The sequence below is a fragment of the Burkholderia sp. SJZ089 genome (genome assembly GCF_007828315.1).
GTDB classification, from domain to species: domain Bacteria; phylum Pseudomonadota; class Gammaproteobacteria; order Burkholderiales; family Burkholderiaceae; genus Burkholderia; species Burkholderia gladioli.
In genome coordinates this window covers 53961-79220 of the sequence record NZ_VIUM01000027.1, presented here as the reverse complement: position 1 = coordinate 79220, position 25260 = coordinate 53961, and the positions used below count along the sequence as shown (strand labels likewise).

Sequence of the window (25260 nt, the reverse complement as noted above, 5' to 3'; positions counted from 1 at the left end):
GGGCTCAGCTCCTTGTAGTCCTTGCAGTGTCGGTGTCTCGAAGCTCGTCGTGAACGGCCGGGACGGCCTCCCGGTCGAAGCGTTCGAGCGCGAATCGGTACAACTCGATGTCGAAGCGATTGCTGTGTTCGACATGCTCCCGGCAGGCCGGGCTCAGCGTCAGGTCGCGCGCGTAGCTGCCCTCGTTGCGCCGCTCTACGCCGGCCGCGGGCCAGCCGAAGCGCGCGCAGAAGCGCCGCATCGATTCGTCGAAGCGCTCGGTCAGGCCGAAAGCCGCGAACCGCTCGACCAGGTTGTGCTTGGCCATCTCCAGGTGCTCGGGACCGACGCGCGCGCGCGGCGAATCGAAATGCGCGCCCGAGACGGCCCGCACCTGGGCGTTGTCGAGATCGATGCTCGCCTCGCTGGCGAGGAAGCGCTCGAGCCCGATGCGGCGCTGGAACAGGTACGCATGCAGGTAGTTGAGCGGCTCCTTGAGCGCGTAGAAGTAGTACGACACGAGCCGCGAGACCGGCTCGCGCAGCAGCGTCACGTAGCGGCTGCCGTGCTCGCTGTCGTCGAAGCCATACGGGAAATGGCCACGCAGCATCGCGTACGAGGCCTTGTCCGCCTCGTCGAGCGCGCGATACGCATCGATCCGGCCGTTCACCACCGGATGCTCGTCGTCGACGTAGAACTTCGCGATCCTGGCGCCCGCGTGGAGCTGGTCGAGATGCTCGCCGAACGCGGTGCCGGCCGTGCGCGGGATATGGACGAAGGCGATGCGGGAGCCCGACGCGCTCATGCCACGGCCTCCCTGTTCGTGGCCTGCGTGGCCTGCGCGGCGTCGCGCCAGACGTCGCCGAGCGCGCGCGCCAGCGCGTCGGGACAGTCGCGCAGCAGGTAATGGCCGATGCCGGCGTACTCGACGAGACGCACCTGGCGGCCAAGATTGAGCCAGTCCTCGTGGCGCTGCGCGTACCCCTCCACCAGCGGGTCCTCGGTGCCCACCATGCACCACACCGGCACGTCCAGCGCCTCCAGCGCGCCGGCCTGTATCTCGTCGTTCAGATGATCGTAGTAGACGTCGGCGAGCCAGCTGTCGTAACGGAAATCGTGCAGGAAGAAGGCCTGCTCGTCGGCCTGGGCCGGCAGGGTCGCGCCCATGCCGCCGAGGAAGGCGAAGATCTGCGCGTCGCTGCGGGTATCGGGCTTGCCGTGACGCATGCGCATCAGCGCGCCGCCGATGCAGAGCGCGCGCAGGTCGGCCTTGCGGCGCGAGAGTTCGCGTGCGATCGCGATCGCCAGCGCCGAGCCGTTGCATTGCGCGAACACGATCACCGGCAGCGTCGTGGCCGCCAACACGTCGTCGCAGACCTGGCCGGCCAGGCGCCGAATCTCGGCCAGCAACGCCGCGTCGTCGCCCACCGGCGTGCGCGGCAGCTTCACCGCGAACAAGGCCAGGTCGGACTCGTGCTGGCCCACCGCGCGGCTGATGTCGACGAAGCTGACCGGGCCGCCGGCCGCATTGGCCACGCACACCAGCACGGCCTTCGCGCGCGCCGTGTCGCCCGCCATCAGCACCACCGAGCCGGACTCGGTGGGCGCGCGCTCCAGGTACTCGGCCAGCGCCTCGATGCTCGGATGATCGTAGATGTCGGTCACTTCCAGGGGCGCGCCGTACTTGGCCGCGATCCGGATCGCCTTGAACGAGTCGCCGCCCAGCTCGAAGAAATCGTCGTGGATGCCGAAGCCGTCGTGGCCGAGCACTTCGGCGAACACCTCGGTCAGCCGGCACTGCACCGGCGTATGCGGCGCGACGCGCGCCACCCGCGACGGCTCGTGGCGGAATTCCTCGCGCAGGCGGTTGCGGTCGATCTTGCCGCTCGGCAGTTGCGGCAGCGCCGTCTCGAAGCGGAACACCGAGGGCACCATGTAGGGCGGCAGCTTCGCCTTGAGCGCCTCGACGATCGCCTCGCGCTGGTCGACCTCGTGCGGCACCACGTAGGCGCACAGGAAGGCCTCGCCCCGCTCGGGCTGGATCAGCAGCACGGCGGCCTGGCGCACGGCCTCGATCGCGCGCAGGCTGGCCTCCACCTCCTCCAGCTCGATGCGCATGCCGCGAACCTTCACCTGCCGGTCCTTGCGGCCGTGGAACATCAGCACGCCGTCCTCGCGCATCACGCCGAGATCGCCGGTGCGGTACAGGCGGCCCTTGTAGCGGTCGGGGAACGGGCTCTCGACGAAGGCCTTGGCGGTGGCCCCCGCCATGCCCACGTAGCCGCGCCCCACGCCCACGCCGGTCACCACGATCTCGCCGCGCGTGCCGATCGGCACCGGATTCAACTGCTCGTCGACGATGTAGATGTCGAAATTGGCGAGCGCGCGGCCGATCGGCACCGGATTCTCGATCACGTCGCCGGGCGACATCAGGTGGTGGGTGATGTCGTCCGAGGCCTCGGTGGGCCCGTAGGCGTTGAACACGTGGGTGTTCGGCATCAGCGCGAACCAGCGCTGCAGCAGCGCGGCATCGATGGTCTCGCCGTTGACCATCAGGTAGGTCATCGCCTCGGGCCGCGGCAGGCCGGGGTGCGCCTCGAGATGCTCGACCAGCGCCAGCAGGTAGGTGGGCACCACCTCCAGGATCGTGATGCGATCGTCGTGGAGCCGTCGCAGCAGCCCGTCGATGTCGTGCACGGTGCGATCGTCGTAGACGAAGGTCGTGCCGCCCTGGGCCAGCGCGATGAACATCTGCCAGACCGACACGTCGAAGCTCATCGACGCGTTCTGCGCGACGCGGCACTGCGCGTCGATGCGCATGTCGTGCGCCTTGTTGACGATGTTGTTGAGCATGCCGATGTGCTCGATCATGGCGCCCTTCGGCTTGCCGGTCGAGCCCGAGGTGAACAGCACGTAGGCGAGGTCGTGCCCCGACACGTGCACGTCCGGGTTGTGCTCGAGCGTCGCGTCGGGCGCGGCCAGCTCCTCGAACACGAAGCGGCTCACGCCGGCGGTGGCCGGCTCGACGGCGGCCACCGCGGCATCGGCGATCACCACCGTCGCGGCGGCCGATTCGAGCATCTCCTGCATGCGCTGGGGCGGCAGCACCGGATCGATCGGAATATAGGCCGCGCCGATCTTCCAGATCGCCAGCACGGCCACCGCGAGGCGGTCGCTGCGCGTGATGCGCAGGCCGACCAGCGAATCCGTGCCGAGTTCGGGGCAGGCCTGCATCAGGCGATTCGCGAGCCGGTTCGCGGCGCGATTGAGTTCGTCGTAGGTATAGCGCTTGCCGTTGCAGACGAGCGCGCAGCGGGTGGGCGTGTCGGCCGCGTGATCCTCGATCAGGTGCGGCACCAGGTTGCGCCCCAGGCGCAGTTCGCCCTGCCGGCAGGTGCGGCTCAGCCCCTCGCCGGATGCCGGCGCCGGTGCCGGGCTCCCGCCCGCGAGCAGGGCCTCGACGGGCTGTTCGAGTTGGTCGGGAAGGCGGTTCAGTGCCGCGTTCAGATGGTCGGTCATGATCTCGATGTCCTTGATGTGGTACCGCGTACGATCGAATGCGATGTCGAAATGCAGGCGGGCGCCGGGTTTTACCGTCACGGTCAGCCCGTAGTGGGTGTCGTCGATGAAGTCGTAGTCGCGCATGCCCAGCGCCGCGCGCGCGTCGTGCTCGGCCGCCGGATAGTTCTCGACCACCAGCAGCGTGTCGAACAGCGGTTGCCCGGCGCGCACGCCCGATTCGCGCTGGATCTCGACGAGATCGAGCAGGCCGTGGGACTCGCGCTCCACGTGCCGCGCATGGACCGTGCGCAGCCAGTCGCCGAGCGTCGCCCGCGGGTCGATGTCGACGCGCGCCGGCAGCGTCGCGATCAGCGGGCCGACCATGGTGTCGATGCCCGGCAGCTCGACGTCGCGCCCGGAGGTGGTGACGCCGAACAGCGGCGAGGACTGCCCGCCGTGACGCCCGATCACCAACGCCCAGGCGGCCTGCAGCACGGCCGCGAGCGTCACCCTGCTGCGCCGCGCCGCCTCGACGAGGCGCCGCGTGCCGACTTCGTCGAGTTCGCGGGTCACCACCGCGGCATCGGCCGCTCGCGCCTCGAGGCCGGCCTGCTCGATCGCGAGCACGGTGCGCTCGGTGCGCGCGCCGAGCTGTTCGCGCCAGTAGCGCCGATCCTCGTCGAGCGGCCGGGCCGCGCGCCATGCCACGTATTCGCCGAACTGCACGGCCGCGGGCAGCACCGGCTCGCGCCCGGCCGCCAGCGCCGCGTAGGCCAGCGCCAGGTCCGCCCAGATCAACTGCAGGCTCCAGCCGTCGAGGATCGCGTGGTGATAGGTCCAGACGAAGCGGCGGCCGGCATCGTGCCGGATCACCTGGAAGCGCATCAGCGGCGGCTGGCCGAAGTCGAAAGGCGTCGCGCGATCGGCGAGCAGCAGCGCGCGGAACGCCGCCTCGCGCGGCTCGGCGGCGAGACCGCGATGATCCGTTTCGCGCCACGGCAACGGTACCGAGGCGGCCACCAATTGCAGCGGCTGCTCGCGCTCGAAACCGACGAAGGCGGTACGCAGGGCCGCGTGGCGCGCCACCACCCCCTCCCAGGCGCGCCGCAGCACGTCGAGCTCGACGTGCTCGCCGAGCGTCATGTGCACCTGGTTGACGTAGGCGCTGGCGTGATTCGGCATCAGGCTATGGAACACCATGCCCCACTGGATCGCGGTGGCCGGATACAGCGCGTCGAGCGCCGGCTGGCTGGCGTGCCAGCGCGCCAGCTCGTCGCGGCTCGCGCCGGCGAGCGGGAAATCCGCCGGCATCGGGCACCAGCCCGCTTGCGCGGCGCAATGCGCGGCAAGCTCGCGCAACGCCACCTCGAAGCAGGCGCCCAGTACCTCGACGTCGGCGGCATCGAAGCACTCGCAGGCGTAGTCGATCTCGAAACGCAGGCTGCCGTCCTCCACCCCGCCGTTGATGCCGAGCCGGTGCTCGCGCGGTCGATCGGGCGTGATGTCGTCGCGCGACACGGTGCTCAGCACCCGGATGTCGGCCGCCTCGTCGGCGCTCACGTCGAACTGGCCGAGATAGTTGAAGACGATCTCCGGCGCGTTGCGCGTCGCGAGTTCGGCCAGCTCGGCATCGGCCGCGAGATGGCGCAGCACGCCGTAGCCGATGCCGTGCCGGGGCGTGGCGCGGTACTGCGTCTTGACCGCGGCGATGGTCGCGGCCAGCTCCGGCTCGCCCTGCGATGCGGGCAGCGCGAGACGCTGCGGGAAATAGCTGGTGAACCAGCCGAGCGTCTCGCCCAGCGCGGGTGGCTCGTGCTCGGGCAGGTAGTGCGCGAGCGCCTCGGTCTCGCGGCCGTGGCCCTCCAGCGCGATACGCAGCGCGTCGAGCCCGCGCCAGCGCCAAGCCGCGATCAGCAAGGCGGCCAGCAGCAGTTCGACGGTCTGGGTTCGATAGGCGTGATGTGTGCCCGTGAGCAGCTCGCGCGTCGCCTGCGCGTCGAGCGCAACCTCGACGATGCGCGTGCCTTGCCGGCTCTCGCGAGCGGGCCCGCCGCGATCGGGCAGCAAGGGCGAGACCGGCTCGCGCAGCGTGCGCAGCCAGTGCTCCCGCTCGGCCAGCAAGGCCGCGCTGTGGCGCGCCGCGAGCAGCGCGCGCGCCCAGGCCTGAAAGCCGTTGCCGCGTGCGCGGCGTTCGATGCCGCCCTGCGCGCGCCATTGCGTGAAGCCAGCGCGCAGGTCGTCGAGCAGCACGCGCCACGACACGCCGTCGATCACCGCGTGATGGGCGGCCAGCAACAGCCGGCCGCGCCGCGCGCCGGCGCGCGCCAGCGCCGCCACGAACAGCGGCCCGCCCGCAAGCCGAACGGCGCGCCGCGCGGCGGCGAACAGCGCCGGCTCGTCCGTGCCGTCGGGTGCCTGGCCGACATCGTCTTGGCACATCAGGCGTGCGCTGTCCTCGCGCGACGCCGACGCGGCGAAGCTGGCCCGCCAGCCCGACGCATCGCGCACGAAGCGCAGGCGCAGCGCGTCGTGGTCGGCCACCAGCGTATCGAGCCATGCCTCGAGAAATGCCGGCGTGAGCTCGGCCGGCACGTCCAGCAGCCGTGATTGCTGGTAGTGATCCACGTGCTGCTCGTCGATCGCGAAGAAGCCGTGATGGATCGGCAGCAAGGGCATCTCGTTCGCACTGGCTTGCGCGGCGCCCTGGCTCGCGCCGTGGCCCGACGGGTGGACCGGCTCGTGGCGCGCGTTGGCGGCCAGCAGTTCGATGCTCGGGAAGCGGAACAGGTCGCGCGCCGAAAAGGCGATGCCCTGCTGGCGCGCACGTGCCGCCACCTGGATCGACAGGATCGAATCGCCGCCCAGTTCGAAGAAATTGTCGGTCACGCCGAGTGCCGGGGCGCGCAACACCGCGCGCCAGATCTCCCACAGCACGCGTTCGGTCGCGTTGCGCGGGGCGAGCGCGCCGCCGGCATCGCCGACCGGGTCCGGCAGCGCCAGCTCGGCGAGCGCGCGGCGGTCGAGCTTGCCCGCGATGCCCTTGGGCAGCGCCGCCACGAAGCCGAACGCGCCCGGCACCATGTAGTCGGGCAGGCTCGCCCGGAGCGCGGCCGCCAGCGCCTCGCGGGCGGCCGCCGGATCGGCCGCGCCCTCGCCCTGCGCGAGCGCGACGTGCGCCACCAGTTGCGCGCGGCCGTCGTCGTCGCGGCGCACCGCCACGGCCGCTTCCGCGACGAGCGGATGGGCGTTCAGGGCCGTCTCGATCTCGTCGAGCTCGATGCGATAGCCACGGATCTTGACCTGCTGGTCGACGCGCCCCAGGAACTCGATCTGGCCGTCGTGGGTCCAGCGCGCGAGGTCGCCCGTCAGGTAGAGCTTGCCGCCCGGCGTGAACGGATCCGGCAGGAAGCGCTCGGCGTTCAGCGCGTCGCGGTTGAGGTAGCCGCGCGCCACGCCGGCGCCGGCGATGTGGAAATCGCCGGGCATGCCGACCGGCACCGGCCGCAGCAGGCGGTCGAGCACGTGCACGCGATAGTTGCCCAGCGGCCGCCCGATCGGCACGCGCGCGCTCGCGAGGGGCGCCGCGTGCGAGTAGGCGGTGGTGAACACGGTCGCCTCGGTGGGGCCGTAGACGTTCTCGATCGCCGCGGGCCGCAGCACCGCCAGCGCGCTATTGGCCAGCGCCACCGGCAGCTCCTCGCCCGCGGCCAGCACGTGGCGCAGCCGGTGCCGCGCCTGGAAAACCGGGTCCGCGGCGGCTTCCCGCACGAACAGGCGCAGCATCGACGGCGTGAAATTGACGTGCGTGACGCCGAACCGGCACATCGCCGCCATGATCAGGTCGGGCGAGCCCTCGTCGCCCGGCGGCAGGATCGCGAGCGAGGCATCGCCGACGAACCAGCCAAACAGCTCCGGCACCGAGACGTCGAACGCGTAGTTGGTCTTCAACAGGTAGCAGTCGCCCTGACCGAGCGGATAGCGGGCCTGCACCGCGTCGAGCAGGTTGGTCACGTTCGCGTGCGTGACGGCCACGCCTTTCGGCTGGCCGGTGGAGCCCGAGGTGTAGAGCAGGTAGGCGGTGGCCTCGGGCGCGACGGCCGGCATCGCGCGCGCCGCGCCCGGCTTGGCGGGCGGCTGGGCCGCATCGAGGCACAGCACCTCGATCGCGTGCGCGGCGAAGCGCGCGCGGCGGATCGGCTCGACCGTCAGCAACAGGGCCGCGTCGCTGTCGCGCAGCATGAAGTCGATCCGCTCGTCGGGCAGGCGAGGATCGATCGGCAGATACGCGCAGCCGGCCTTGAGGGTGGCCAGCATCGCCACCAGCATCTCGAACGAACGCTCGAAGCACAGCGCGACATGGCGCGGTACACCGCCCGTCACGGCAAGCAGGCGGGCGGCCAGCGCGTCGACGCGCTCGCCCAGTTCGGCGTGGGTCAGCATCGCCTCGCCCAGGCGCAGCGCAGGCGCGTCGGGCATGGCGCGGCGGCGGGCCTCGAAGCGCTCGTGGATCAGCGCGCTGCCGCGCGACTCGCATGCTGTCGCGTTCCAGCGCTCGATGCTGCCGAGATCGGCGGGCGGGGTGCAGGCGAGCGTCGCGACGCTGGCCTGGGGCGCGGCCGCGATCTCGCCGAGCAGCACTTCGTACTGTTCGAGCATGCCGGCGATCGAGGCCGGCGCGAACAGCGCGGTGGCGTATTCGGCCATGCAGGCCAGGCCGTCGGCGTGATGCGCGATCTCCAGGCTCAGGTCGTACTTGGCCGCGCCGGCGTCGTGGGGCACCGCCGGCGGCAGCTCGCCCTGCCCGTCGTCGCGGCGCTCGTTGTGGAATTCGAACATCACCTGGAACAGCGGCGTGTGAGCGGTGCCTCGCGCGGCGCCGGCCAATTCGATCACCTCGCCGATCGGCAAGGCGCGCCGCTCGTAGGCGTCGAGCGTGTCGCTCGCCACCCTGGCGAGCAAGGCGCTGAACGGCGCCTCGTCGTCGATGGCCGCGCGCAGCACGACCGGGTTGGCGAAGTAGCCCACCTTCGCGTCGTCGCGCCCCGTCTCGCGCAGCGACATCGGCGTGCCGAGCACGAACGCAGGCTGCCGGCTGTAGCGGTGCAGCAGGATCTGCCAGCCGGCCAGCAGCACCATGAACAGCGAGGCCCCGTGCGCGGCACCAACCGCGGCAAGCCGCTCGGCCAGCGCGGCGGGCAGGCGCCGCGCGGCGACCGCGCCGACGCCGTCGCGCACGGCCGGACGCGGAAAATCGGTCGGCAGCTCGAGCAGATGCGGCACGTCGGCGAGCCGGGTGCGCCAGTAGTCGCGCAGCGCCTCGACGGCGGGCGCCGACGGCGGCGGTGCATCGACATGGCCTGCGTCCGCGGCAGCGCTTACGCCAATGCCATCGCGCGCACGATAAGCATCCACGATCTCCCGCGTGACGATCACACGCGAAGGCGCGTCGAACACGATGTGGTGCGCCACGAACTGCAGCACGTCGCCCGCCTCGCCGAACCGGTGCAGGCGCACGCGGAACAGCGGCCCGGCATCGAGCGCGAAGCGCGGCCGCGCGAATGCGCCGAGCGCGGCGCGCAGCGTCGCCTCGTCGGCCGGCGCCACCTCCGCCTCGGACCAGTCGAGCTCGATCGTCTCCCGCACGCGCCGGCGAAGCGCCGCGCCCTCGCCGTGGAAGCTCGCCCGCAGCATCGGATGGCGCGCCGCGATCGACGCGATCACGCGACGCATCCGATCGGGATCGAGACGCCCGTCGCGCGCGGCGTCGAAGCGCAGGGCGAACGACAGATGGTAGGCCGCGCCATCCTGGACCTGCTCGGCCAGCCACATGTCGCGTTCCGACGCCGATGCCGGCGCGTCGCCCGGCATCGCGGCCGCGCAGGCCCGGGCGGCATCGCGCACCGGATCCCGGGTGGCGCCCGGCGCGGGGAGAAGCACGTCATCGTGCGTCGCGTCGCCTGCCTGATCGCGCGGCGCTTGCCTCGATGCCGCGGCGCGCTCGCCGAGCCTCGACAGTTCATGAAGCGATCCGCAGCCGAGCACGTCGATCCGCTTGGCGTCGGGCGCCACGCATTCGCGCACGATACTCACCAGCAGTGCCGGCTCGATCGTCCGCACGGTGCGTTCGAACAGGTCTTCGTCAGGCTCCGTGCCGCTCATGCCGAGATGCGCCGCCAATCGTCCACGCAGCGCCGCGATCGGTTCGATCGCGTTGATGTTGCCTGCCTTGTCCATCAGTAATCCTATTTGACAGATATTCCATGCGGCCCTGCCGCGCGCTTGCCCGCCCTCAGCACGGCACGCGCTCGCGCTGCGGCAGCACCAGGGTTTCGGCGAGCCGTCGCACGTGGCGCCGCAACTCCGGCACCGCCGTGGCCTCCCAGTCACGCGCCTGCAGCAAGGGGCCGACGTAGTAGAGCCAGTCCGAAGCCGTGCCGCTCGCATCCAGCACGGCCCCGCTGTCGGCGACGGCGAAACCCATGCCGATCGCGTCGCGCCGGATCAGCCCGTCGGCGTGCAGGCGGCCGAACAGCGAATCCGGCGCGTCGCCGAAGTCGGGCGCCGGGCCGGTGCAGTTGATCACCGCCGCGACACGCAGCGGCTCCGGCACATCCGCGCCGCGCCGGCGCACGGCAAGCTCGATGCCATCCGGCCGCCATGCATAGCCGGTCACGCGCCCGGCCGTCAGCACCAGCGAGCCGCGTTCGAATTCGGCATGCAGCAGGGCCGCGGGCCCGGGCGCGCAGCGATGACGATGCACGTCCCAATAGGCCCGCAGGTGGCGCAGGAAGCGGCGCCGCTCGCGATCGGCGAGGCGGCGCCACAGCAGCGGCGTGGCCTCGCGAATCGAGCCGATCACGTCGCGCCAGTCGCGGCCCGTGCTCGCCGCCTCGGCCAGCGCCTCGCGCATCATCCGCAGGTAATGGCGAACCTCGGGACGCGCCAGCATCGCCGCCGCCAGCCGCCCGTCGTAGTGCGGCGGCGCATCCATCTCGCGATGCGCCTGCGGCAGCAGCCCGTGGCGCGACACCACGCGGATCGGCGCCGTGTGTCCCCGTGCGCGCAGGCCGAGCACCACGTCGACCATGGTCAGCCCGCTGCCGACCAGCAGCACCGGCGCCGCGCCGTCGATGCCGTTCAACGCGCCGGGCCGCCACGGATCGCTCACGTAGCGCCCGCTCTCCAGGACCTCGCGCGGCACGCTGCCCGCGGGCGGCTCGCCGCGCATCTGGTTGCCGTTGCTGATCACCACGCAATCGGCATGGATCACCTCGCCGTCGGCCATCGTGATCGCGGCGGGCCGCTCGCCTCGCGGCGGCGCGATGGCCACCGCGCTGCCGACCACGCTGAGAAAGCTCACGCCCTCGCAGGCCCGCTCGATGCCCTCGGTCAGGCGGGCCTCAAGGTAGTCGCCGTAGAGACGGCGCGGCACGAAGCTCGCACGGGTGTGGCGCGAATCGCGCTGCTGCGCGTAGCGATGGAAATCGTCGACGTCGGCCTCGTCGGCGCTCATGCGCCCGGCGGGCACGTTGAGCAGGTGGTCGAGCGTGCGCGTGCCGTAGGCCACGCCTCGCGCCATCGCGCCCGAGCGGTTGATCAGCAGCAGCCGCAGCGGCCGCACCGGCGGCGAGCGCAGCCAGTGCATCGCCAGCGTCGCGCCGCAAAAACCCGCGCCGATAATCGCAATTGTCGTCATGCCTTCCTCGTCTCGATTCGCAAGCTGGGGGAAAGATCGTTCATGCCGCCTGGCCCGCGCGGCGGCTAGCGCGTCGCCAAGGCCTGCGGCGCCTGCCAGCCGCCGCCGAGCGCCTTCGCGAGCCGCACCACGGTATCGGCCTGCATGCCGCGGATGCGGGCCGCCTCGCGCTCGCCGGCCAGCGCCGCGCGCTGCGCCTCGATGACGTCCAGGTAGGTGACCATGCCGTTCCGATAACGCGCGCTGGCGAGCGCCAGCAGGCGCCGCGCGTCGTCGACGGCACGGCGCGACTGCTGCGCCGCCGCCTCCAGCACGTCCAGGCCGGTGACGGCGTCCTGCACCTCCTGGAAGGCCGTCAGCACCGAGGCGCGATAACGGGCCTGCGCGGCGTCGTAACCGGCGCTCGCGAAGCGCTTGCGGGCCGCGCGCCGGCCGCCGTCGAACAAGGTCTCGCCGATCGACCCGCCGAGCGACCAGACCAGGCTTGGCACCGTCGCGAGCGTGGCGAACTGCGCGCTTTGCCAGCCGATCGACGGCGACAGCACGAGGCTCGGGAAATAGGCCGCGCTCGCCACGCCCACGCGCGCGTTGGCGGCGGCCATCGCGCGTTCGGCGGCGGCCACGTCGGGACGCCGCTGCAGCAAGTCGCTCGGCATTCCGGTGGGCAGCACCGGCAGTGCATAGGCCTCGCGATTCGGCGCGAGCGAGAACTGCGGTGCGGGCTCGTCCACCAGGGTGGCGATCACGTGTTCGTAGCGCGAGCGCTGGGTTTCGAGCAGATGCAACTGCACGCGGGTGGCGTCGAGCTCGGTCTGCTGCTGCAGCACGTCGAGCTCGGACACCTGTCCGAACTTCCACTGCTGCTGGACGAAATCGAGCGCCTTCTGCTGCCACTCGATCGAATGGGTGACGATATAGCGCTCGTCGTCGAGCGCGCGCAGCGCGAAATACGCCGAGGCGAGCTGCGCGGTCAAGGCGAGCCGCGCATTGGCCAGGTCGTCGGCCGACTGCTCGGTGTCGGCCACGGAAGCCTCGACCGAACGGCGCACGCGCCCGAACAGGTCGACCTCCCACGACAGCCACGCGCCCGCCTCGAAATCGTTCTGCACCGTGGAATAGTTCGGCGAGTCGTATTCGGTCAGCGGCCGATTGGCCGAAATGCGGCGACGCTGCGCGGCAAGACCGACGCCGGCTTCGGGCAGGCGCGCGGCGGCCACCGCCGACAACTGCGCGCGGGCCTGGTCGTAACGCGCGGCGGCCTCGCGCAGCGTCTGGTTGCGCTCGAGCACGCGGCGCTCGAGCTCGTCGAGCTCGACGATGCCGAACGTGGTCCACCAGGCGTCGTCGAGCGAGGCGCGCGACGGCTCGGCCGGGTGCCAGTTGGCGTATGCCGGATCGATCTTCCAGGCTTGCGGCACGGTCACGGCCGGCCGTTGATAGTCGGGGCCGGCCGCGCAGCCGGTCAGCGCGACAGCCAGCGCGGCGGCGCACGACAGCGCGCTCGCGCGCGCCAGCCACACCAGGCGCGGGACTCGCGCGGCGCCGGTGGCGCGATGCCTCACGGATCGAAGAGTGATGGATCGATGGATCACGGATCGATGCCTCGTCATGACGAACTTTCCCCGGGCATGGCCGGCGCGGCCTGCGCCGGCAGCACCAGCCATTTCGCCAGCATGGCGGCCAGCGCCATCAACAGCGCGGAGACAATAAAGACCAGCCGGATCGACGTGGCCGTCGCCACCAGCCCCCAGAGATAACTGCCGATCGCCAGCCCGCCGACGATGCAGGAATGGAACAGCGACAGCGAACGCCCCGCCACCCAGGCCGGCGAGGCAGTCTGGATCGTCAGGTTGTAGGTCGATACCACCGCCACCCAGTTGCCGCCCGCCATCGCGAGGCCCGCCAGGGCCGCCAGCCGCGTGGGGCTCCACGCCGCGATCGCCATGCCCGCGGCAAAGCTCAACGTACAGAGCGCGAGCAGGTTTTCACGGCCCAGCCGCATGCGCAGCGCGGCGCCCCCCAGCGCGCCGGCCGCCGCGCCGGCACCGAAGGAGGCGAGCAGGATGCCGTAGGTGGTCGCGTCGCCGCCGAAGCGCTGCCGCGCGAACAAGGGCAATAGCGCCCACACCGGGCTGCCGAGAAAACCGAACGCGGTGCTGCGCAGCAGCGCGGCGCGCACGCCCGCGTCGCCGAAGCAATAGCGCATGCCCTGCCCCAGCATCGCCGCCAGCGGTTCGCGACGGCGCTCGCGCACCACGCCGCCGCCGCGCACCGCGCGGGCGAGCACGCCCACCAGCCAGGCGCAAGCCAGCACGCTGATGCCGAACGCGGCCTGCGGCGACAGCGTCGCCACCACGAACCCGCCAAGCGACGGGCCGGCCGTGCGCGCGATATTGAGCGAGAAGCTGTCGAGCGCGATGGCCGCCGACAGCTCGCGCGCCGGCACCTGCTCGGTGACGGCCGACTGCCAGGCCGGCTGGAACATCGCGCCCGCGCAGCCGCCGAGGAAGGTGAACAACAGCACCCAGGCCGGCGTCACCACGCCCCAGGTCGCCAGCAGGGCCAGGCACAGCGCCGCGCCCAGCATCACCGACTGCGATACCAGCATCACGCGGCGACGCTCCCAGGCATCGGCCGCCACGCCCGACAGCAAGGCGAACAAGGCGATCGGCAGGGTCGAGGCGGTCTGCACCAGCGACACCATCGCCGGCGACGGCGCCATCGAGGTCATCAGCCAGGCCGCCGCGACGGTCTGGATCGATCCGCCGACGTTGCCGACCAGGCTCGCGCACCAGATCGTCCTGAACGCGCGATAGGCGAAGGGGCCACGCAGCGTGGCGAACCACGAGCGCCGCGCGGGCTGCCCGGCCGCGCCGGCCGCTGCAGCAAGCCCGGGATCGGACTTGTCGCGCGATTCGAGCAGGTCGCTCATTGCGACTCCTGCAGATGCGCGGCCAGCGCCTCGACCGTCGGATGGCGGAACAGGTCCGCCAGCTGCGCATCGATCTCCAGTTCGCGCCGCACGCGCCCCAGCAACTGGGTGCCGAGCAGCGAGTCGCCGCCGAGTTCGAAGAAGTTCTCGTCGATGCCTACCGTCTCGCGCCGCAAGACCTCGGCCCAGTAGCCGGCCAGCGCGCGGTGCAGCGGCGTGCGCGGCGCCTTGCGCGCGCCGCCGGGCTCGGGCGCACGCGGCACCGGCAGGGCCTTGCGATCGAGCTTGCCGTTCGGCAGCAGCGGCATCTCGGCGAGTGGCACGACCCGCGCCGGCACCATGTAGTCCGGCAGGCACGCGGCCACGTGCGCGCGCAGCGCGGATACGTCGACGGGACCGGCCGCGACCACGTAGGCCACGATCGAGACCGGGCCGGCGGGCGTGTCGGCGCGGGGCAAGACCACCGCCTGCCGGACCTGCGGGTGCGTGGCCAGCGCGGCCCGCACCTCGCCGAGCTCGACGCGCATCCCGCGGATCTTGACCTGGTCGTCGACGCGTGCGAGATGCTCGTAGCAGCCGTTCGCGTCGCGACGCAATACGTCACCGGTGCGATAGCGGCGCGCGCCGCCGCCCTCCGGCGCCTCGCCGAAGCGCTCGGCGCTCAGCTCGGGGCGGTTCCAGTAGCCGAGCGCGACGAAGGGGCTGACGATCGCCAGCTCGCCCTCGTTCGCGCCCGGCTGTCCCTGCGCATCGAGCAGCATGGCCTGGACGCCCGGCACGGGCCGGCCGACCGGCAAGCGCACCGCATTCGCGTCGGCCTCGAGATCGGCCACGTATTGCAGCGCCGTGGTGCATTCGGTCGGGCCGAGGCCGTTGATCAGGCCGCATCGGGGCCCGCCATGACGCGCCACCAGCGCGACGTCGCCGCCGACCGCGGCCTCCCCGCCCAGCACCACCCAGCGCAACGCGGCCGGCCGGGCGAAGCCGGGAAACGCGGCCCGCAGCACGCTCGGCGTCGAATGCCAGATCGTGATGCCCTCGCGAACCAGCCACTCGCCGATGCCGTCCACGCCGCGCCGCCGCACGTCCCATACATGCAGGCAGGCACCGCTGAGCAGCGTCGCGTGGATGTCCATCACGGAAGCGTCGAAGCCGTAGTACGGCAGCAGCGTCATGCGATCGTCCTGCTCGAGCCCGAGCGACGAGGCATAGCAGGCCGCGTGGTGCAGCACGTTGCGGTCGCATTGCATCACGCCCTTGGGCACGCCCGTGGTGCCCGAGGTGAACAGCAGGTAGCTGATCGCCTCGGGCCGCCGCGCCTGCAACTGCGTGCCGGCTTCAGGCAGCGACGCGTCGTCGATCACGCACACGGCCAGCCCGAGCGACGCCGCCAGCGCCGCATGCTCGGGGCCCGCGAGCACGATCCGGCAGCGGCATTCCCGCAGCACGGCCTGCAGGTGGGCGAGCGGATGGTCGGCGATCAGCGGCACGTAGAACTTGCCGGCGCCGAGCACGCCGTACAGCGCCGCGATCATCGGTGCGCCGTGCCCGTAAAGCAGGGCGACCGGCTCCTCGCCGGCACCGCCGGCGGCCAGCAAGGCCGCCGCGATGCGCGAGGCGCGCGCCGCGAGTTCGGCATAGGTCCAGCGGCGCCCGTCGTGCTCGACAGCGGGCGCATCGGCTTGCCGCGCGGCAATCTCGGCGAAGCGCGTCGTCAGCGAATCGGCCGATGCGATCGCCCCGGCCGAAGCGGTCGAGAAACGGCGGGCGAACGGGTCCCCCGAGGCCGGGTTCGGGTCATGCCTGCCGGCCGGGTCGTGCTGGGTCATATGGCTCTCGGTAAAGAATGCGCAAGCGGGCGGACTCGCGCTCAGGCGGCGGCCACTTCGGTATCGCCGGTTCGTGATGCGGGCTGGAACAGCCCTTCGTAGTGACGGCTCAGGCAACGCGCCGCGGACTCCACGTCCATCGCGGTGGTATCGATGTGGATGCGCGGCGCGTGGGGTATCTCGTAGCCGGAATCGATCGCGGTGAACGAGGCGATCAGCCCGGCGCGCGCGCGCCGGTACAGTCCCTTGGGATCTCGCGCCTCGGCCACCGATGGCGGGGCGTCGACGAACACCTCGACGAAACGCTCTTCGCCGATGATGGCGCGCGCGGCATCGCGAAATGCCTGCTTCGGGGAAATGCAGGACACGATCACCACGCGACCGGTGTCCGCCATCAGCGCGGCGACCTCGGCGATGCGCCGGACGTTCTCGGCGCGATCGGCGTCGCTGAAGCCGAGGTCGGCGTTGAGCCCGCCGCGTAGCGCGTCGCCGTCGAGCACGGTGACCGGCCAGCGCCGCGCGCGCGCCTGCTGCTCGAAGCGCGTCGCGATGGTGGTCTTGCCCGCTCCCGAAATGCCGGTCAGCCAGAACACCAGCGGCACCATCGCCTCCTGCGCATCGCCCTGGAGCGGCGCGGCGGCCCCGCCGTCGTCCAGCGGCATCGCCGCGCCGATATCGTCGAGCGCCACCTCGAGCGCCTCTCCCGGCGCGAGTTCCATGCGCCGCGGCAACCAGCCGACCGCACGGGCACGCCCGATCACGATGCCGTCGTGGATCAGCTCCTGGGTCCATACCACCGCGTCGGCGCGGCCAGGCTGCTCCGCGCGCAACGTCAGCGATGCCGGCGCCTGGGGCGGCACGGCAGCCGAGTCGGGCCGCGGGCCCCGCGATTGCGGTTGGCAGCTTAGGAACGCCACGCTCGCATGCAAGGGGCGCAGGCGCTCGGCGCTCACCCGCTCGCGAGCAGGTGCCGCCGCGGCCACGCGCTCGAGCGCGGGACCGAAATCGACCGCGTAGCGCTCCCCCAGCTCCCGGGCACGCGCCGCGACATCGGCATCGAACCAGGCCGCATCGCGCCATTCCACCAGTTGCGCGCTGTAGCGCACGGTGTTCGGCAGGACCGAGGCCCGTGACGTGCCGAAACGCTCGAGCAGGCTCTCGAGCCGCTGGCCGTAATGCAGATCCACGCCGTTCGCACCGATCTTCACGGGGCCGAGCACGAGGTCGAAACGCGCGCCCTGCGCGGCCAGCGCCGCCTCGTCGGCGAATGCGAGCCGATCCGCGACATCGCCGTGCCGCAGGCCGATCCGCGCCAGGGGCGCATCGGGATCGCACAGCACCGTGACCCGGGCGGCACCGTAACGCAGCGCCTGCAGCCCCGCCGCGCCCGAGCCGCTCGCGTCGAGCACCTCATGCACGGCCCCGATCGCGCGCCGCATGCCGTTGGTCGCGGCGATCGGCAAATCCGCGGCACACAGGAATTCATGGCATGCGCGAGTCAAGGCAATGCCGCGTCTATGCTCTCTCATAGCACGTTCGTCTTTGGTTTGATTTGTCACGGTACGCGTATCGCGGATACGCGGGCCCTCGGAATGGCTTTCGTCTTTTTTTCAAACGCAAGCGTATCGAATCGCTTGAATCGTTTCGCTCGAATTGTTTTTAAGCAGCGATTTTATACATCACTTATTCCGGATACACAAGCCCTTATTCGTCCTGTTCATAAGGCGGGAATCGTTGCGCCGCACCATTCCCTTCCTGTTGAATCCGGTCTCGTCGAGCGAATAACAAAATGACACGAACAGACGTGCGCGTGATAGTCGAAATATCCGCATCGTGCAATCGCATTCACGAAAATTTAACGAGGAAATTTTCTCCGGCGATTCATCACCCGTTTCGTTGACAAAATCGAAAAGGTGCTGTTGAATTCGTCAACTCGAAGTGACAGCAGACGGCATCGGCATCCCGCGAAGCGGGCCGGAACGCCTGGTCCCGGGTCCGGGCGAGGGGTGTGCAACACCTGCGCGCGGATCGTCGAAACCATCGCCGGCTGGCGGGTGAGAGAGCACCCGCCAGCCGGATCGACCAACAACGCAGAGCGCCGGGAGCGCCGCATGCGCGGCATGCGGCTGGCCCGACGAACAGTAGAAAGGCGCGACATGAATGCCGAGATTCATCGACGTGCAGATGCGGCCAATCCCAGTGTGGTGCTGCTTCCGCCCGATATCCTGCGTCCCACCGAAGAGATCCTCGCCTCGCGCTTCCGGGAAGTCAGCGAGCGTCTGTTCGCGGCCGGCGTCTGGCAGGAGCCGATCCTCGTCGAGCAGGCGTCGCTGGTGGTGATGGACGGCCATCATCGCCGCGCCTTCGCGCTGGCGAACGGCTTTGCCCGGGTACCGTGCGTGCTGCTGTCCTATGCCGAGGTGAGCGTGGAATCGCGCCGCGAAGACCAATGCGTCACGCCGCATGAGGTGATTACCCGCGGACTCGAGGGGCGACTGTATCCGGCAAAATCGACACGCCACATCATTCCCGGCTCGGCAAGGATTTCCTGTCATTTTCCTCTCGAAAGACTGAGATATTCCTGACTAACCCGGCTGCATTCGATTTCCCCAACGCGAGATTTAATTCGATTCGTCCGTCCGCCCTGTTTTAAAATCCGGCGCCGGCCCGATCATTCCCGATTGATTTATTCAGGTGCCACATGAAATTCGGCTCGATCGAACAGATAATCAACGACCGGATATTTCTGCGACTCGATGAATTCGCGGCGGGCCGGCAGGTTTATCTGAAACTGGAAGGCTTCAATCCCGGCGGCTCGATCAAGATCAAGACCGCGCTGGCATTGATAAAAGATGCGGAACAGAATGGCCGACTGTTCACGAAAAGAAAAATGATTGAATCGAGTTCGGGCAATCTCGGCTTGTCGCTGAGCCTGATCGCGGCGGCGCGCGGCTACCGGTTCACCTGCGTGGTCGACGCCAATACCAGCCAGCAGGCGATCGGCGTGATGCGCGCATTCGGCACCGAGGTGGTGGTGATCGACCGTCGCGACGAACAGGGCGGCTTTCTCGGCAACCGCCTCGCCTACATCCGCGACGCGCTCGCGCGCGACCCCGACCTGACCTGGCTCAACCAGTACCAGAACGCGGCCAATCCCGCGATCCACGCCGACATGACGGCGCGGGCGATCCACGAGGAATTCGGCCAGGTCGACCACCTGTTCATCGGCGCGGGGACCACCGGCACGCTGATGGGCTGCGTCGACTATTTCCGGTGCCACTCGCCGGGCACCGAGATCATCGCGGTCGATTCGGTCGGCTCGATCACCTTCGGCACGCCCGGCGGGCGACGCCACCTGCCGGGGCTCGGCTCCAGCGTGATGCCCCATTTCTTCGACGGCAGCCGGATCGACCGCTTGCTGCAGATCCCCGAGCCGGAAACGGTCTGCGCCTGCCGCGACCTGGCCCGCCGCTACGGCGGCCTGTTCGGCGCGTCCACCGGCACCGTGCTCGCCGGCGTTCGACGGCTGGCCGGCGAACTCGGCCCGGACGCGACCATCGTGGCGATCGCGCCCGACCTCGGCGGCCTGTACGTCGACACGGTCTACAACGACAACTGGTGCGACGACACCTACGGCCAGGCATGGCGCGACGCGCTGGGCCAAATCCACGTCATGGAGAATCTGGAAAATGTCTAATCGGCCGCGCGCGTTCAGCGTGATCGGCGGCAGCTACATCGCCGAACTGCTCGCCACCTCGAAACGCGACATCATCGACATCGTCGAACACGGCTACCGGTTGCACGAGCTCGGCGGCACGAATAATCCGGACAGCTATTTCCTGCGCTTCGACGACAAGCCCGAAGCCCGCATCATCGCCTTGCCCGCGGCGATCCGGGACGTCGATCGCGCCCGCTTCGTGTCGGGCATCAAATGGATCGCCAGCTATCCACGCAACATCGAGGCGAACCTGCAACGCGCCTCGGCCGTGGTGGTGCTCAACGACTACGAGACCGGCTACCCGTTCGCCTGCCTCGAGGCCTCGCAGATCAGCGCGGCGCGCACCGCCGCGTCGGCGGTGCTCGCCGCGACCCGGCTCGGCCCCGCGCAACGGCGCGCGACGAGCCTGGGCGTGATCGGCGGCGGCGTGATCGCGAGCACCATCCTCGAATACTTCAAGGCGGCCGGCTGGCATTTCGACGAGGTTGGCATCCACGACCAATCGCCCGAGCATGCCGAGGCCTTCGCCCGCAACCTTTCCTCGCGCGACGTCTATCCGGTGCGCACCTGCAGCGCCGCGCAGGCGCTCGGCGCCGAGCTGGTGGTGCTGGCGACCACGGCGGGCGCGCCGTGGGTGCCGGCGGACTATCGCTTCACGGCATCGCAGCGGGTCCTCAACGTGTCGCTGCGAGATCTCGAGCCCGACACGCTGCTCGCCGCGAACAACCTGTTCGACGACGTCGAGCACTGCATGAAGGCCAACACCTCGCCCCATCTCGCGCAGCAGCGCTACGGCCATCGCGATTTCGTCTCGGGTACGATCGGCCAGCATATCCTCGGCACGCTGCGCCTGGACCCCGGCAAGCCGGTGATCTTCTCGCCGTTCGGCCTGGGCGTGCTGGACCTGGCCGTCTCGATGTTCATCCACGAGCGCGCGCTGGCCGAGGGCGGACAGCATAGCATCGACGATTTCTTCGCGAGCACCGAGCGCTGGAGCCAATGATCGCCCGCGCCACGACACGCCGGCTCGCGCCGAGCGCGTCGCGCGCCCCCTCGCCTTCCTCGCCGCGACGCCGCCAGGCGCCGCGGCGCATCCTTTTCCCGTCGACCTCAGCAACCGCACGCCCATGTCTTTTGCCACACGCCGCCATCTGCTTGCCCTCACAACGACATCGCTGATCGCGGTCGGCTTGCTCGCATGGCTGGCCCGCTCGCCCGACACGGCGCATGCGCAGGCAGCCAAGGCCGCCCCCGCCGTGCCCGTGACCGCGGCCACGGTCGGCGCGATGGACGTGCCGGTCTACCTGACCGGGGTCGGCACGGTGACGCCGCTCTACGACGTCACGGTGCGCAGCCAGGTCGACGGCCAGATCACCGGGATCCATTTCAAGGAAGGGCAGCAGGTGCGCGAGGGCGACGCCCTGGTAGACATCGACCGCCGCGCATTCCAGGCCCAGGCCGACCAGGCCGCGGCGCGCCTCGCGCAGGACCAGGCCACGCTCGCCAACGCGCGCCTCGAGCTGACGCGCCACGAGCGGCTCGCCGAGGTCAACGCGACCTCCACGCAGGCGCTCGAGGCACAGCGCGCGCGCGTGGACGAACTGGTCGCGCAGGTTCGCGGTGATCGCGCGGCGGTGGCCAACGCGCGCGTCTCGGTGGATTACACGACGGTACGCGCGCCGATCTCGGGACGCGTCGGCTTCCGGCTCGCCGACCAGGGCAACATCGTGCGCGCCAACGACACGCCGATCCTGACGCTGGTCACCACCGCACCCATCACGGTGATGTACGCGCAGTCGCAGAACGCGCTGCCCGACATCCAGGCCGCCATGCGCGGCGGCAAGGTGGAGGTGGTGGCGCTGAACACCGATGGCACCCGCGTGCTGTCGCGCGGCCACCTGGAGACGATCGGCAACCGCGTCGACGTCAACAGCGGCGTGATTCGCCTGAAAGGCAGCTTCGCCAATGCCGACGGCGCGCTCTGGCCGGGGCAGTCGGTCATGATCCGCACCGTGGTGGACACCCTGCGCGACGTGCTCGCGGTGCCGGACGACGCGATCCAGACAGGGCCGAACGGTCATTTCGTCTACGTGATCGGCGCTGGCGACACGGTCGCGCCGCGCCCGGTCCGGCTCGGGCCGCGCGTGCTCGGCCATGCCGTGATCGCCAGCGGGCTGAAGTCAGGCGAGCGGGTGGTCGTGCAGGGCCAGTACCGGCTGCAGGACGGCGCGCGGGTCGCGGCGACACTGCTGCCCCCGCCCGCCGCGCCGCTGCGCGCGGATACCACCGCCGACGTCCCCCATGCGCTCGATGCGGGCTCGGGCAGCCTCACGCTGGGTGCCGACTGAGATGCGTACCAACCTGTTCGCGGTGTTCATCCGCTACCCCGTCGCCACCTGCCTGCTGACCGCCGGCATCCTGTTCGCCGGCCTGGCCGCGTACCAGCATCTGCCGGTCGCGCCGCTGCCGCAGGTAGAATTCCCGACCATCCAGGTGTCGGCCGTGCTGCCCGGCGCCGATCCGGAATCGGTCGCCTCGACGCTCGCGCAGCCGCTCGAGACGCAGTTCGCGAAGATTCCGTCGGTGGTGCAGATGACCTCGCAGAGCACGCTCAGCTCGACCTCGATCGTGCTGCAGTTCGCGCTGGACCGCAGCATCGACGCCGCGGCCAACGACGTGCAGGCCGCGATCGACGCGGCCGCGGCGCAACTGCCCGCCAACCTGCCCTCGCCGCCCACCTTCCAGAAGGTCAATCCGGCCGACGCGCCGATCCTGCTGCTCAGCGCGACCTCGGACACCCTGCCGCTGACCACCATCGACGATTACGTGGAAACGCGCCTCACCAAGAGCCTGAGCCAGATCGACGGCGTGGGCGCCGTGTCGATCGGCGGCCAACAGAAGCCGTCGATCCGGATCCAGTTCGATCCGGTCAAGCTGGCCGCGCGCGGCCTGTCCTCGGAGGAGGTGCGCCACGCCCTGGCGGCGCTCTCGGGCGTCAATCCGAAGGGCATCTTCAACGGCGCCACGCGCTCCTACACGATCTACACCGACGGCCAGCTCACCCAGCCCGCGCAGTGGAACGACGCGATCCTCGCCTATCGCGACGGCGCGCCGATCCGCGTGCGCGACATCGGGCGCGCCGTGCTCGGCCCCGAGGACAACACGCTGGCGGCCTGGATCGACGGCAAGCGCGCGGTCTCGGTCGGCATCTACAAGAAGCCCGGCGCGAACACCGTGGCCACCGTCGACCAGATCCGCGCGCGCCTGCCGGAGCTGACCGCGTCGCTGCCGCCGTCGTTGAAGGTGCGCATCCTGGCCGACCGCACCCAGACCATCCGCGCCTCGCTGCTCGACATCGAGCTGACCCTGCTGCTCAACGTGGTGCTGGTGGTGGTGGTGATCTACGCCTTCCTCGGCAGCGCGCGCACCACCATGATTCCCGCCATCACCGTGCCGGTGTCGCTGCTCGGCGCCTGCGCGCTGATGTGGGCCTGCGGCTACAGCCTCGACAACATCTCGCTGATGGCGATGACGATCGCGGTGGGCTTCGTGGTGGACGACGCGATCGTGATGGTGGAGAACATCGCGCGCCACGTGGAGCACGGCGAGCCGCCGATGCGCGCCGCGCTCAAGGGGCTCGACGAGACCAGCTTCACGATCGCCTCGATCAGCATCTCGCTGGTGGCCGTGCTGCTGCCGCTGCTGCTGATGGGCGGCATCATCGGACGGATGTTCCGCGAATTCGCGGTGACGCTGTCGATGACCATCCTGGTGTCGGCCTTCGTCTCGCTCACGCTCACGCCGATGATGGCCGCCTACATGCTGCGCGGTAGCGCCAGCGATGCCGAGCGGGCGCGGCGGCCCAGCCGCTTCGAGCGCGCCTTCGCCCGCCTCGCGCGCGGCTACGAGCGCGCGCTCGACGTCGCGCTGAGGCACCGCTTTCTCACCCTGTGCCTGTTCTTCGCCTCGGTGGCCGCGTCGGTGCTGCTCTACGCGGGCATCCCGAAGGGCTTCTTCCCGCAGCAGGACACCGGCGTGATCACCGGCGTGTCCGAGGCCTCGCAGACCATCTCCGTCGAGGACATGGCGCGCCACTCGGCGGCGCTGGCCGCCATCATCCGCGCCGACCCGGCGGTCGAGCACTGCCAGATGGCCGTCGGCGGCAGCGCCTACGCGGGCACCACCGTCAACAACGGCCGCTGGTACATCACGCTCAAGCCGCGCGGCCAGCGCGACGCCAGCGCCGACGAGGTGATCCGCCGGCTGCGCCCGCAATTCGCCAAGGTCGCGGGCGTGCGCATGTACCTGCAGGCCGCCCAGGACCTGATCATCGGCGCGCGGCTCGCGCGCACGCAGTACCAGCTCACGTTGCAGAGCGCCGACGTGGGGCTGCTCACGGGATGGTCGCCGCGGGTGCTGGCGCGCCTGTCGGAGCTGCCGCAGCTGCGCGACGTGGCGAGCGACCAGCAGGTCAACGGCTCCGCGCTGAGCATCCGCATCGACCGCGACCAGGCCGCGCGATACGGGCTGACGCCGCAGGCCATCGACGGCACCCTCTACGACGCGTTCGGCTCGCGCCAGATCGGCCAGTACTTCACCCAGCTCTCGACCTACAAGGTGGTGATGGAGGCGCTGCCCTCGCTGCAGCGCGACCCCTCCACGCTCGACAAGATGTACCTGAAGTCGCCCTCGGGCGAACAGGTGCCGCTGTCGGCGGTGGCGCGCTGGACCACCGACACCACCCAGCCGCTGTCGATCAACCACCAGGCGCATTTCCCGTCGGTGACGATCAGCTTCAACCTCGCGCCTGGGGTCTCGCTGGGCGAGGCGACCGCCGCCATCGACACGGCCCTGGCGGCGATGAACCTGCCGCCCGCCATCATCAGCGCGTTCCAGGGCACGGCGCAGGCCTTCCAGAGCACGCTCTCGACCATGCCGATGCTGATCGTGGCGGCGCTGATCGTCGCCTACCTCGTGCTCGGCGCGCTGTACGGCAGCTTCGTGCATCCGTGGACCATCCTCTCCACGCTGCCGTCGGCCGGCGTCGGCGCGATCGCCACGCTCTGGCTGTTCAAGTACGACTTCAACCTGATCGCCCTGATCGGCGTGATCCTGCTGATCGGCATCGTGAAGAAGAACGGCATCATGATGGTGGATTTCGCCATCGTGGCGACACGCGAACAGGGCATGAGTTCGTACGAGGCGATCCGCAACGCCAGCCTGCTGCGCTTCCGTCCCATCATGATGACCACCATGACCGCCCTGTTCGGCGCGCTGCCGCTGATCGTGGCCGACGGCATCGGCTCGGAGCTGCGCCGCCCGCTCGGCTACGCGATGGTGGGCGGCCTGATCGTCAGCCAGGCGCTCACCCTGTTCACCACGCCCGTCATCTATCTCTACCTCGACGCGCTGTCCAACCGGCTCGCGGCCTGGTTCCGCCGGCGCGACGCGTACTCCTCGCGGCAGCCGGCGCGGCAAGGCATCACCCAGGATTGAGTCCGCCGGACGCGCCGATCCATGATCGACCTGATCTACCATAGAGGGCCTGCCCTGGCCCGCTCCCGCGCCGAGGCGCCGCCCGTGATCCTGGCGGCGTTCGCGCAGA

The 25260-nt window shown here is 70.4% G+C and carries 13 protein-coding genes; 6 read left to right on the top strand and 7 right to left on the bottom strand.

Annotated features, from left to right (window positions below; translation table 11 throughout):
* Window positions 1–4: 4 nt before the first annotated feature.
* The 7 genes from FB600_RS33770 to cysC form a co-directional block, all read right to left on the bottom strand.
* A complete protein-coding gene (locus tag FB600_RS33770; RefSeq protein ID WP_080742149.1) occupies window positions 5–784 on the bottom strand; it encodes a sulfotransferase family 2 domain-containing protein in 780 nt (259 codons plus the stop codon).
* Window positions 781–9714 (bottom strand): non-ribosomal peptide synthetase, encoded by an 8934-nt coding sequence (locus tag FB600_RS33765; protein WP_145757636.1) that lies wholly within the window; start codon window positions 9712–9714, stop codon window positions 781–783. Before FB600_RS33765 ends, FB600_RS33770 begins: the two co-directional genes overlap by 4 nt.
* A gap of 55 nt (window positions 9715–9769) precedes the next feature.
* Window positions 9770–11176 carry an FAD/NAD(P)-binding protein gene (locus tag FB600_RS33760; protein ID WP_096751782.1) on the bottom strand — a complete coding sequence of 469 codons (1407 nt, stop codon included), beginning with the start codon at window positions 11174–11176 and terminating at the stop codon, window positions 9770–9772.
* Window positions 11177–11241: 65 nt separating this feature from the next.
* Complete coding sequence (locus FB600_RS33755) at window positions 11242–12768, bottom strand: efflux transporter outer membrane subunit (RefSeq protein ID WP_241171112.1); 1527 nt, start codon at window positions 12766–12768, stop codon at window positions 11242–11244.
* A 14-nt stretch (window positions 12769–12782) separates the two neighbouring features.
* Window positions 12783–14108 carry an MFS transporter gene (locus tag FB600_RS33750; protein ID WP_145757635.1) on the bottom strand — a complete coding sequence of 442 codons (1326 nt, stop codon included), beginning with the start codon at window positions 14106–14108 and terminating at the stop codon, window positions 12783–12785.
* Complete coding sequence (locus FB600_RS33745; protein ID WP_096751785.1) at window positions 14105–15937, bottom strand: non-ribosomal peptide synthetase; 1833 nt, start codon at window positions 15935–15937, stop codon at window positions 14105–14107. The genes FB600_RS33750 and FB600_RS33745 overlap by 4 nt, the downstream gene beginning before the upstream one ends.
* Window positions 15938–15978: 41 nt before the next feature.
* The gene (gene cysC / locus FB600_RS33740) at window positions 15979–17400 is read right to left on the bottom strand and encodes an adenylyl-sulfate kinase (protein WP_164467634.1); all 1422 of its coding nucleotides are present in this window, start codon (window positions 17398–17400) and stop codon (window positions 15979–15981) included.
* On the opposite strand from cysC, the gene FB600_RS37425 reads away from it, so the two are divergent.
* The 6 genes from FB600_RS37425 (at window position 17350) to FB600_RS33715 (ending at window position 25151) form a co-directional block, all read left to right on the top strand.
* Complete coding sequence (locus FB600_RS37425) at window positions 17350–17730, top strand: hypothetical protein (RefSeq protein WP_164467613.1); 381 nt, start codon at window positions 17350–17352, stop codon at window positions 17728–17730. The two genes, cysC and FB600_RS37425, sit on opposite strands and share 51 nt — an antisense overlap.
* 213 nt (window positions 17731–17943) lie before the next feature.
* Window positions 17944–18522 carry a ParB N-terminal domain-containing protein gene (locus FB600_RS33735; protein ID WP_127840946.1) on the top strand — a complete coding sequence of 193 codons (579 nt, stop codon included), beginning with the start codon at window positions 17944–17946 and terminating at the stop codon, window positions 18520–18522.
* Window positions 18523–18638: 116 nt separating this feature from the next.
* Window positions 18639–19634 (top strand): 2,3-diaminopropionate biosynthesis protein SbnA, encoded by a 996-nt coding sequence (sbnA, locus tag FB600_RS33730; RefSeq protein WP_098153097.1) that lies wholly within the window; start codon window positions 18639–18641, stop codon window positions 19632–19634.
* Complete coding sequence (sbnB, locus tag FB600_RS33725) at window positions 19627–20658, top strand: 2,3-diaminopropionate biosynthesis protein SbnB (protein ID WP_145757634.1); 1032 nt, start codon at window positions 19627–19629, stop codon at window positions 20656–20658. Before sbnA ends, sbnB begins: the two co-directional genes overlap by 8 nt.
* A gap of 124 nt (window positions 20659–20782) precedes the next feature.
* Window positions 20783–22003 carry an efflux RND transporter periplasmic adaptor subunit gene (locus FB600_RS33720; RefSeq protein ID WP_088555439.1) on the top strand — a complete coding sequence of 407 codons (1221 nt, stop codon included), beginning with the start codon at window positions 20783–20785 and terminating at the stop codon, window positions 22001–22003.
* Between the two features lies 1 nt (window position 22004).
* The gene (locus FB600_RS33715) at window positions 22005–25151 is read left to right on the top strand and encodes an efflux RND transporter permease subunit (protein ID WP_145757633.1); all 3147 of its coding nucleotides are present in this window, start codon (window positions 22005–22007) and stop codon (window positions 25149–25151) included.
* Window positions 25152–25260 lie beyond the last annotated feature (109 nt).